This is a genomic window from Yinghuangia soli (genome assembly GCF_021502675.1).
Classification (GTDB): Bacteria; Actinomycetota; Actinomycetes; order Streptomycetales; family Streptomycetaceae; genus Yinghuangia; species Yinghuangia soli.
The window spans coordinates 73,375-83,636 of the sequence record NZ_JAKFHA010000037.1; the positions used below are offsets into that span (position 1 = coordinate 73,375).

Sequence of the window (10,262 nt, forward strand, 5' to 3'; positions counted from 1 at the left end):
CGCGCCCCGCCGCACCGGCGGCCCGCGGACCGGCCGCGTATCGGATCTTGGAACCAGTCAGTAGGGTGTCCTCGACCGCCCGGTCCGCCGATCCGTTCCGTGGGAGAAGCCTTGAAGCTCGAAAACTCGCTCCTGGCGATCTTCGCGTGCCCGGTGTGCCGAGCCCCGCTGGCCGCCGGCGCCGACGCGGCCGAGCTGGTCTGCACCTCCGACGCCTGCGGCCTGGCGTACCCGGTCCGCGACGACATCCCGGTGCTGCTCGCCGACGAGGCGCGCCGCCCCGGCACCGGCTCCGGCTCGGCATGATCCCGGTCGACGAGGCGCTGCTCGACGACGCCGAAGGGCTCGGCCGGGCGGACACCGGGCAGACGCTGCTGACCCTGGCCGGGGCCGGCGCGCAGGTGCGCCGCGCCTCGTGGGCGGTCGCCGAGTCCGGTCTGCGCAGCGCCGCCCCCGGGGACCGGCCGCGCACCCTTGCCGTCGCGGTGCCGTCCGGCTGCGGCCCCGTGGTCGCCGCCCTCAACGCCCTCACCGGCGCCTCCGCCGCGGTCCCCGTGGTCGCCATCGCGGGCGGCACCGGCGGCGCGGCCGGCACCGTGCTGCCCGGCTGGGTCGGCCCGCTCGACCTCCTCGTCCTGGCCGGCCCCAAGGGCGACGAGCCGGCCCTCCTCGCGCTGGCCGAGCAGGCCTACCGGCGCGGCTGCGGCGTGGCCGCGATCGCCCCCGCCGGCTCCGCACTCGACGCGGCCGCCGAGCAGTCCCGCGGCCTGCGCGTGCACGCCTTCGCGCCCGCCGTCGGCGCCCCCGAACCCGGCGCCGCGCGCGACGCGTTCTGGCCCCTGCTCACCGGCCTGCTGGCCGTCGCCCAGGCCTGCGGCGTCGGCTCGTACGGACCCGGCGAGGCGTTCGACGCGCTCGCCGACCGGCTCGACGCGGTGGGCCTGCGCTGCCGCCCGACCGCCGAGACCTACCTGAACCCCGCGAAGTCGCTGGCCCTGGACCTGGCCGGCTCCGTCCCGGTGGTCTGGGGCACCGGTCCCATCGCGGGCGTCGCCGCCGCCCGGTTCGCCGGCGTGCTCACCGCGGTCGCCGGACTGCCCGCGCTCTCCGGCGCGCTGCCGGACGCCGCGCTCGCCTCCGGCAACCTCTTCGACGGCTCGCTGGGCCGGGCGTCCGGCGACTCCGACGACTTCTTCCGGGACCGCGTCGAAGAGCCCGAGCCGCTGCGGCTGCGCCCGGTGCTGCTCGTCGACGACGACACCGCCGCGGTGCGCCGCCAGGTCGACCGGGTGCGCCGCGTCGCCGTCGACCTCGCGCTGCCCTGCAACGAGATCACCGCGGAAGGCCCGGACGCGCTGGCGCGGTTCGGCGACCTGGTCGCACTCGGCGACTTCACCGCCGCCTACCTCGGCCTCACCACCGGACACGACACCGGCACCGCCGGCTGCTTCGACACCTTCGGGACGGGCCCCGGGGACGGGGACGGGATCCGATAGCAATGGACCGCCTCGTCAACCGGGTCCGGATCTCCACCTGGGGTTCCGCGACCGCGATCCCCGACCTGCTCGGAGTACCGCCCACCGGGGAGCCCCAGGCCGAACTCTGGATGGGCGCGCACCCCGGCGACCCCTCCCGGATCGACCGCGGCGACGGCCTCGGGCAGCGCGCGCTGGCCGACGTGATCGCCGCGGATCCCGAGCGCGAACTCGGCGCCGCGACCGCGGCCCGGTTCGGTGCCCGGCTGCCGTTCCTGCTCAAGGTGCTCGCCGCGGAGCAGCCGCTGTCCCTCCAGGTGCACCCCAACCCGGCCCAGGCGGCCGCGGGCTTCGCCGAGGAACAGGCCCGCGGGGTACCGCTGGACGCCCCGTTCCGGAACTACTGCGATGCCAGCCACAAGCCCGAACTCGCCTGCGCCCTGGGCGACCTCGAAGCGCTGTGCGGCTTCCGCGAGGTCGCCGAGACGGTCAAGCTCATCGACCTGCTCGCGGTGCCCGAACTCGCCGGGCTGAGCGACGCGCTGCGCCGCGAGGCCGAAGGCGAGGGCCTGCGGCTGGCCATGACGTACGCGCTGACCCTGCCCGACAACCAGCGCGCCATCGTGGTGGGCGAGGTCGCGGCGGCCTGCCTGCGCGTCGCGGAGAGCGACTCGCCCTTCGCAGCGGCCTGCGCGGCGGTCGCCGATCTCGCGCACCGGCATCCGGCCGACCCCGGGGTGGTCGCCGCACTGCTGCTCAACCATGTGCGGCTGACCGACGGCCAGGCCGTGTACTTCGCGGCCGGGCTGCCGCATTCGTACCTGCGCGGGGTCTTCGTGGAGATCCTCGCCAACTCCGACAACGTGCTGCGCTGCGGGCTCACCGACAAGCACATCGACATCGCCGAGCTGCTGCGCATCCTGGAGTTCCGGGCCGGTCCGGTCGACGTCCTCGAACCGGTCGACGGCGAGGACGGCGAACTCGTCTACGCGGCACCCGTGCCCGACTTCCGGCTGTCCCGCTTCGTGCTCGACGGCGGACCGGCCCGCACCCTGCACGCCGCGGGGCCGCAGATCCTGCTGTGCACCGACGGCTCGGCCCGGGTCGCGGACGGCCGCGGCGGCGAACTGGCACTGGCCCGCGGGCAGTCCGTGTACGTCCCGGCCGACGACCCGCCGGTGCTGCTGGGCGGCACGGGCAGCGTCTTCCGGGCCACCGTCCCCGGCGGGCACTGACCCGGCTCCGCATCCGCGCCGTACCGGCCTGCCCGGGACACGGCTGCCCGGATGTGCGCCGCGCGGCGGTGCGCCGGTGACAGAATGTCCGCCGCGAACGCGAACCGATGATCGAGAGATCTCACGCGATGGGGCGGTAGTTGCATGAGTGCCGAAGGCGGAACCAAGGCTGTAGTGGCGGCGTTGATCGCCAACCTCGGCATCGCGGTCGCGAAATTCGTGGCGTTCTTCTTCACGCGCTCGTCGTCGATGCTCGCGGAAGGCGTGCACTCGCTGGCCGACTCCGGCAACCAGGTGCTCCTGCTGGTCGGCGGCAAGCGCTCCAAGCGCGAGGCCACCCCCCTGCACCCGTTCGGCTACGGCCGCGAGCGCTACATCTACGGCTTCCTGGTCTCCATCGTGCTGTTCTCGGTCGGCGGCATGTTCGCGATCTACGAGGGCTACGAGAAGATCGCCCACCCGCACGAGCTGAAGAGCTGGTACTGGGCGGTCGGCGTCCTGGTCTTCGCGATCATCCTGGAGACGTTCTCGTTCCGGACCGCGATCAAGGAGTCCAACGCGGTACGCGGCAACTTGTCCTGGACGCAATTCGTGCGCCGCGCCAAGTCGCCCGAGCTGCCCATCGTGCTGCTCGAGGACCTCGGCGCCCTGGTCGGCCTCTTCCTCGCCCTCTTCGGCGTCGGACTCACCGTCATCACCGACGAGCCGGTCTGGGACGGCATCGGCACCCTGTGCATCGGCATCCTGCTCGTCCTCATCGCGATCGTCCTCGCCCTGGAGACCCGCAGCCTCCTTCTCGGCGAGGCCGCCGACCTGGACACCGTGCGCGCCATCGAGGCCGCGATGACCGCGGGCGACGACGTCGAGGGCATCATCCACATGCGCACGCTGCACCTGGGCCCCGAGGAACTCCTGGTGGCCGCGAAGATCGCGGTGCACGCCGGGGACACCGCGGCCGAGGTCGCGGACGCGATCAACTCGGCGGAGGACCGCATCCGCACCGCGGTGCCGATCGCCCGGGTCATCTACCTGGAACCGGACATCTACCACGCCGGAGCCCGCCCGTCCGGCGGCCAGGCCGCCGAGCCGACCCCCTGAAAGTGCTAAATTCGTCGGCAGCACGGCCGTGTCCGCGGGCACGGCCCCAAGCGCACACAGTCGCTGCGGACGGCAGTCAGAACCGCCGCGCCGGAACCGCCCCCGAACGGGGCCGGGCCCGGCGCACGGCATGAGGGCAGAGGGCTCCCGACTGGATCGCGCCCGGACCGGTGCATGCCTTGCGCATGCACGAAGTCCGGCGCGACCCGACCGACCCGCCCGACTGACTACCGAATGAGGAACGCCGCCATGGCTTTCACCGACTTCAAGGTCGCCGACCTCTCCCTCGCGCCGTTCGGCCGCAAGGAGATCCAACTCGCCGAGCACGAGATGCCCGGCCTGATGTCCATCCGCAAGGAATTCGCCGCCGCCCAGCCGCTGGCCGGCGCGCGCATCATGGGCTCGCTGCACATGACCGTGCAGACCGCCGTCCTCATCGAGACCCTCGTCGCGCTCGGCGCCGAGGTCCGCTGGGTGTCCTGCAACATCTTCTCCACCCAGGACCACGCCGCCGCCGCCATCGCGGTCGGCCCGAACGGCACGGTCGAAGACCCCCAGGGTGTCCCGGTGTTCGCCTGGAAGGGCGAGACGCTGGAGGAGTACTGGTGGTGCACCGAGCAGGCGCTGAACTGGCCCGGCCACGACGGCCCGAACATGATCCTCGACGACGGCGGCGACGCCACCCTGCTCATCCACAAGGGCGTCGAGTTCGAGAAGGCCGGCGCCGTACCGGCGACCGCCGAGGGCGACTCCGAGGAGTACGCCGTCATCCTCGACCTGCTGCGCCGCAACCTCGCCGAGAACTCCAACAAGTGGACCGCGATGGCCCCGCACATCAAGGGCGTCACCGAGGAGACCACCACCGGCGTCCACCGCCTGTACGAGATGTTCCAGGCCGGCTCGCTGCTCTTCCCGGCGATCAACGTCAACGACTCGGTCACCAAGTCGAAGTTCGACAACAAGTACGGCTGCCGCCACTCGCTGATCGACGGCATCAACCGCGGCACCGACGTCCTCATCGGCGGCAAGGTCGCGGTCGTCTTCGGCTACGGCGACGTCGGCAAGGGCTGCGCCGAGTCGCTGCGCGGCCAGGGCGCGCGCGTCATCGTCACCGAGATCGACCCGATCTGCGCGCTGCAGGCCGCGATGGACGGCTACCAGGTCACCACCCTGGACGAGGTCGTCGAGACCGCCGACATCTTCATCACCACGACCGGCAACAAGGACATCATCCTGGCCTCGGACATGGCCAAGATGAAGCACCAGGCCATCGTCGGCAACATCGGCCACTTCGACAACGAGATCGACATGGCCGGCCTGGCGAAGACCCCCGGCATCGTGAAGGAAGAGGTCAAGCCGCAGGTCCACACCTGGACCTACCCGGACGGCAAGACCCTCATCGTGCTGTCCGAGGGCCGCCTGCTGAACCTCGGCAACGCGACCGGCCACCCGAGCTTCGTGATGTCCAACAGCTTCGCGAACCAGACGATCGCGCAGATCGAGCTGTTCACGAAGACCGAGGAGTACCCGGTCGGCGTGTACGTGCTGCCCAAGCACCTCGACGAGAAGGTCGCGCGCCTGCACCTGGACGCGCTGGGCGTGAAGCTCACCAAGCTCACCGACGAACAGGCCGCCTACATCGGCGTCCCGGTCGAGGGCCCGTACAAGCCGGAGATGTACCGCTACTGACGCGACCCGCGCCCGCGGCCCTGAAGCCGCGGGCGCGCCCCCCGCAGAGGCAGCTCCCGAAGTGGGGCCCCCCCCCCCCCCCGCAGTGGCTGCCCCCGTCGGGGGCGGGCCCTGGTCACCCAGGACACGCCCACTTCGTGCATATCCGGGTGAAGCGGTGGTACCTGGCTAGGGTCAAGACGCAGGGATTTCGGCGAATGCCCGGTCGGCCCGCACCACCGGGGCCCGGGCCGGGAAGGCGTGGCAGATGCGGTTGCCGATTCCGTGGGCGGCCTGGGCCGCATTGGCCGAGTGCCTCCAACCGCTGCCGCTGACCGCCGAATGGGACACCGCGCCACCGCCGGACACCACCCGGCACGGCGCGGCACAATCGGATACCGCACGCCGACAAGGGGACTCGGGGACATGGGCAGGGGATGGGGACGGCGCGCCGCCATACGCGCAGCAGCACTTACCGGGGCGGCCGCCTTCGCACTGAGCGGATGCACCGGCCAAGGCGACACCGTCGACCCCGGAGGCGCGGCCTCGCCCGCGGCGCCCGGCCAGGCCGGCCCGGCCGCCGGACCGCTCGGCAATGCCGACGGCACCGCACCGGGCCTCGCCGCACTCACCGCGGATGCGGACCGCGCCCAGGCCCGCGCGGTCATCGACCAGCTGCGGACCGCCGGTCGCGGAGCCAAGACCGGCTACTCCCGCGACGAGTACGGCCCGGCCTGGACCGACAAGGTCGACGGCGTACCGCTCAGCCGCAACGGCTGCGGCACCCGCGACGACATCCTCAAGCGCGACGGCACCGCGGTCGCCTTCAAGTCCGGCTCGAAGTGCGTGGTCAACACGATGACACTGGCCGACCCGTACACCGGCAAGGAGATCGCCTTCACCAAGAGCGAGGCGACTGCCGTGCAGATCGACCACGTCGTCGCACTCAGCGCGAGCTGGCAGATGGGCGCGGCCCGCTGGTCCGAGGACAAGCGCACGCAGCTCGCCAACGACCCGCTGAACCTGCTCGCCGTCGACGGCCCGACCAACAACGGCAAGGGCGATTCGACACCGGCGTCGTGGCTGCCGCCGAACAAGCCGATCCGCTGCGCCTATGCGGTGCGCTATGCGCAGGTCTCCCTCAAGTACGACCTGCCGGTCACGGACGCCGACAAGGCGGCGATGCTCCAGCAGTGCGCGTGACCGCGGTGCCCGTCTGACTGCGCCCGTGTGATCGCGGTGCCTATGTGACCGCGCCCAGGTGACCGGTGCCGGTCAGGCGAGCGCTGCCCCGGCACCATGCAGGAAGTTGGGCGGCCCGTCCAGCTCCTCCAACTCGACTCCGGGAGCCGACAGCACCACGTCGCCGGCCAGGTGCACCACGCCGCGCTCTCCGGTGGCGAGGTCGGCGACTTCGTACCGCGCCACCGGCAACGGACCGGCAGGCGTGGGGTGTTCTTCGATCTCGGTGAGCGCCCAGCCCTGATCGCAGGTCATCGGCGCGAGCGCCGGTTCGCTCAGGCCCACCAACCGCACCCGCACCGAAGCGCCCACGGTCAGCCCCAGCAGCCGCGCGGTCCCGACCAAGAAGGCGGGCGAGCGGCCGGTGAATGCCTGCGCCTTGGCTTCACCCTCCACAGCCTCGCCACCGCCCTCCGGATCCGCCGGCCCGCGCACCCACATCACCGCCGCGGCCCCGTCCACGACCGCCGCGCCGCCGCGCACCCGCCACCCGTGCGCGAACGCCTCCACCCGTACCGGGCGCCCGCGCGCATCCAGCGTCACATCGGTCACCCGGCCATCGCCGTCGCCCACCGCGCGATAGCGCCACCCGGCCGGCCCGGGAGCACAACTGAACCGCTCGACGCCCAAGGCGTCGCCGCTGTGCGGATCGAAGAACGTGTAGGCACCGGAAGGCATGCCCCCGACCTTAAGCGGCTCCGGGACCTTGCCGATCAGACCGGCGGCTTGAAGCCGGTCGCGGGCCGCGGCGCGGGTTCGGCCGCTGCAGGTGCCGCAGTTCCCGCGGGCGGCGCGGGCGGCACAGGGGCGGCAGGCGCTCCCGCCGGCTGCCCGGGCGACTGGTACTGCGGAACTCCCAGATACGGCGGGACTCCTTGGTACGGCGGGGCTCCCTGATACGGCTGCGCCGCTTGGTACGGCGGCACCGGGAACCCGGCCGGCCCAGGGCCCCACCCCGGCACGCTGCCCGCCGCCGGCCCGGCCGCGAACTGCGACTTCGCGTACGCCCGGCGCTGCCGCTCCGCCAGCACCGCGGCCAGGAACTCGGCCGGATGCACCCCGGGCGGCGGTGCGACCCCGATGCGGGCGGCGACCTCGCCGGCCAGCCGCATCCCGAGCTCTCCGGCAACCGCCGGATCCAACTGCGCGATGCGGCCCAAGTACTGCCGGGCGTGCAGGGCCAGGTCATCGGTCAGCCCCGACAGGTCCAGTCCCGCCGCCCAGGCGGCCGCGGCCGGATGCATCGCGACCGGGACGTGCCGGGCGCCTGGCGTCCGCTCCTGGACCACGAATGTCCCCGCGGCCTGGTCGCCGAGCCGCTTGCCGCGCTGCGACGCCAGCGACGAGATCACCGCACCGCTGCCGGCCGTCGTCCAGAAGTCCGCGAAGACGCCGACCAGCCCGCGTACCAGTGCATGGCGGAACCGCGTCGGCCCGCCGTCGTCGCGGACCACCCGCAGACCGAGCGCCATCTTCCCCGGCGAGCGCCCGCGCGTCGCGGTCTCCCAGGCCACCGGCCACCCGAGCAGGATCGACACCACGAACACGAGCCCGACCGCGGCGGCCAGCGCGTCGTCCACGCCGGTCATCAGGCTGCCGATGCCGAACGCGACGGCCAGCAGGCAGGCCGCCTGCATGACGAGGTCGATGCAGAACGCCAAGGCCCGGCTCGGCAACCGGGCCGGCCGCAGGTCGAGCGCGACGGCCTCACCGGTGACCAGGTCGCTCACGAAGGCTCCTCTACTACCGCTGCTCGTCACTGACGCATCTCATCCCGCGGCAGCCGCCGGGCACCGCCGCACGATCTCGCTGCTCGCACATGCACCTGCGGAGATCAGGTACATAGATACTGCCCCTACCGCGAACCTGGGACGTCGCCCGTCGCTCTCCGGCCACCGACTGTCGCCTACCGACCGCAGGCCGCCGTCCGGCCGCGGCAGCCCGCCGAACACCACCCGTCGTCGCCCGGCACCACGTCTAGGAGGATTTCCCGCATGGACGTGGATGTCTTCGTCTCCGTACACCGCGCCGAATGGGCCAGGCTCGACGAGCTCGCCCGCCGCCGCGGCCGGCTGAGCGGCGCCGAGGTGGACGAACTGGTGACCTTGTACCGCCGGACCGCCACGCACTTGTCCCTGGTGCAGTCGGCAGCCCCCGACCCTGTTCTTGTCGGGCACCTGTCCTCCCTCGTCGCGCGCGGCCGCTCTGCCGTCACCGCGCCCCGCGGCACCGGGTGGCGCGACGCGATCCTCTTCCTCACCACCCGCTTCCCCGCTGCGGTCTACCGCAGCCGGCGCTGGTGGGTGACCACTGCGGTGGTGTTCGTCCTGGTCTCCACCGCCATCGGAGCCTGGGTCGCCGCCGACGAATCCGTGCAGGCGTCCATCGCCGCTCCCGACCAGATCCGGGAACTCACCAGGCCTGGCGGCGACTTCGAGACCTACTACGAGAGCGCCCCGGCGTCCTCGTTCGCCGCGCAGGTCACCACCAACAACGCCTGGGTGGCCGCGGGCAGCTTGTCCCTCGGCGTGCTGTTCGGCTTGCCGGTGCTGTTCATCCTCTTCACCAACGCCGCGAACGTCGGCGCCTCGGGCGGCCTCATGGCCGACGCCGGACGCCTCGACGTCTTCCTCGGCCTCATCGCCCCGCACGGCCTCCTCGAACTCACCGCCGTCTTCGTCGCGGCCGGCACCGGCCTGCGCCTGGGCTGGACGCTGATCGACCCAGGGCCGCGCACCCGCGGCCGAGCCCTTGCAGAAGAAGGCCGCATCGCCATCGGCATGGCCATCGGCTTGGCCCTGGTCTTGGTCGTCTCCGGCGTCATCGAAGCCTTCGTGACTCCGTCCGGACTGCCCACCTGGGCCCGCATCGCAATCGGCGTCGCCGCCGAGACCGCCTTCCTCCTGTACGTCTTCGTCCTGGGCCGGCGCGCCGTTGCCGCAGGTGAGACCGGAGACATGGCATCATCGGATCTCGCGGACGAGCTGCCCGCGGTGGGCTGAAAGGGTGACCTTGACACCACCGACACGGGACGCGTAAGTTCGAAGGGTTGTCGCAACGCTGGCAAGCGGGGCGAGGACCTGGTAGCATCTACCGGTGTCGAGCGGGCGATCCCGTTCCTGTCGAGTCTTCGATGGAACAGGGTCCAGGATCCGCCACAGGAAGCAATTCCGATCTCACGTTGGTTCTCATGGTTTTCCATGACGTCTGCCGTGTCGTCTTTTGTGTATTCCTTTGGCGTTTCCGAAAATAGGCCACACGACGCGGGTTTGGTAGCAAGGAAAACGGCTGCTAAGCTCGAAGAGTCGAAAGGGAGAAACCCGCAAGGGCCTCTTCCGGAAGACGAAAGCAGAAAGCGAAACAGACCGGAAACGGTGTGCTAAGCTGGAAGCGCAGAAAGAAAGAAAAACAGTAACGCCGAAGAGCGCAACGCCCGGAGAGACCGGTGAAAGGGTCTCGAAGGAAGCGTCCGTTCCTTGAGAACTCAACAGCGTGCCAAAAGTCAACGCCAAATAATACCCCGGCGTTCACGAAGCCCTTCGGG

Annotated in this window: 9 protein-coding genes; 7 read left to right on the top strand and 2 right to left on the bottom strand. The window is 71.8% G+C overall.

Features of this window, described 5'->3' with window-relative positions; genetic code table 11:
- Positions 1–111 precede the first annotated feature (111 nt).
- The 6 genes from LZ495_RS36600 (at position 112) to LZ495_RS36625 (ending at position 6,679) form a co-directional block, all read left to right on the top strand.
- Complete coding sequence (locus LZ495_RS36600) at positions 112–306, top strand: Trm112 family protein (RefSeq protein ID WP_235057474.1); 195 nt, start codon at positions 112–114, stop codon at positions 304–306.
- A complete protein-coding gene (locus LZ495_RS36605) occupies positions 303–1,496 on the top strand; it encodes an SIS domain-containing protein (protein ID WP_235057475.1) in 1,194 nt (397 codons plus the stop codon). Before LZ495_RS36600 ends, LZ495_RS36605 begins: the two co-directional genes overlap by 4 nt.
- Positions 1,497–1,498: 2 nt before the next feature.
- Complete coding sequence (manA, locus tag LZ495_RS36610) at positions 1,499–2,710, top strand: mannose-6-phosphate isomerase, class I (protein WP_235057476.1); 1,212 nt, start codon at positions 1,499–1,501, stop codon at positions 2,708–2,710.
- A gap of 144 nt (positions 2,711–2,854) precedes the next feature.
- A complete protein-coding gene (locus LZ495_RS36615) occupies positions 2,855–3,808 on the top strand; it encodes a cation diffusion facilitator family transporter (RefSeq protein WP_235057477.1) in 954 nt (317 codons plus the stop codon).
- 249 nt (positions 3,809–4,057) lie between these two features.
- Complete coding sequence (ahcY, locus tag LZ495_RS36620) at positions 4,058–5,497, top strand: adenosylhomocysteinase (protein WP_235057478.1); 1,440 nt, start codon at positions 4,058–4,060, stop codon at positions 5,495–5,497.
- Between the two features lie 405 nt (positions 5,498–5,902).
- A complete protein-coding gene (locus LZ495_RS36625; protein ID WP_235057479.1) occupies positions 5,903–6,679 on the top strand; it encodes an HNH endonuclease family protein in 777 nt (258 codons plus the stop codon).
- 72 nt (positions 6,680–6,751) lie between these two features.
- Here the strand turns inward: LZ495_RS36625 and LZ495_RS36630 are convergent, their stop codons facing one another.
- Together LZ495_RS36630 and LZ495_RS36635 are read right to left on the bottom strand one after the other, a co-directional pair.
- Positions 6,752–7,396, bottom strand: coding sequence for a hypothetical protein (locus tag LZ495_RS36630; protein WP_235057480.1), 645 nt, complete (start codon positions 7,394–7,396; stop codon positions 6,752–6,754).
- Positions 7,397–7,431: 35 nt separating this feature from the next.
- Positions 7,432–8,448 (bottom strand): RDD family protein, encoded by a 1,017-nt coding sequence (locus tag LZ495_RS36635; protein ID WP_235057481.1) that lies wholly within the window; start codon positions 8,446–8,448, stop codon positions 7,432–7,434.
- Positions 8,449–8,712: 264 nt separating this feature from the next.
- Between LZ495_RS36635 and LZ495_RS36640 the strand changes: the two genes are divergently transcribed.
- Entirely contained in the window at positions 8,713–9,720 is a 1,008-nt protein-coding gene (locus tag LZ495_RS36640; protein ID WP_235057482.1) for a stage II sporulation protein M, read from the top strand.
- Positions 9,721–10,262 lie beyond the last annotated feature (542 nt).

Coding starts and splice junctions, on each gene's coding strand:
- LZ495_RS36605 (WP_235057475.1), top strand. CDS start 303: ATGATCCCGGTCGACGAGGCGCTGCTCGACGACGCCGAAGGGCTCGGC.
- manA (WP_235057476.1), top strand. CDS start 1,499: ATGGACCGCCTCGTCAACCGGGTCCGGATCTCCACCTGGGGTTCCGCG.
- LZ495_RS36615 (WP_235057477.1), top strand. CDS start 2,855: ATGAGTGCCGAAGGCGGAACCAAGGCTGTAGTGGCGGCGTTGATCGCC.
- ahcY (WP_235057478.1), top strand. CDS start 4,058: ATGGCTTTCACCGACTTCAAGGTCGCCGACCTCTCCCTCGCGCCGTTC.
- LZ495_RS36625 (WP_235057479.1), top strand. CDS start 5,903: ATGGGCAGGGGATGGGGACGGCGCGCCGCCATACGCGCAGCAGCACTT.
- LZ495_RS36630 (WP_235057480.1), bottom strand. CDS start 7,396: ATGCCTTCCGGTGCCTACACGTTCTTCGATCCGCACAGCGGCGACGCC.
- LZ495_RS36640 (WP_235057482.1), top strand. CDS start 8,713: ATGGACGTGGATGTCTTCGTCTCCGTACACCGCGCCGAATGGGCCAGG.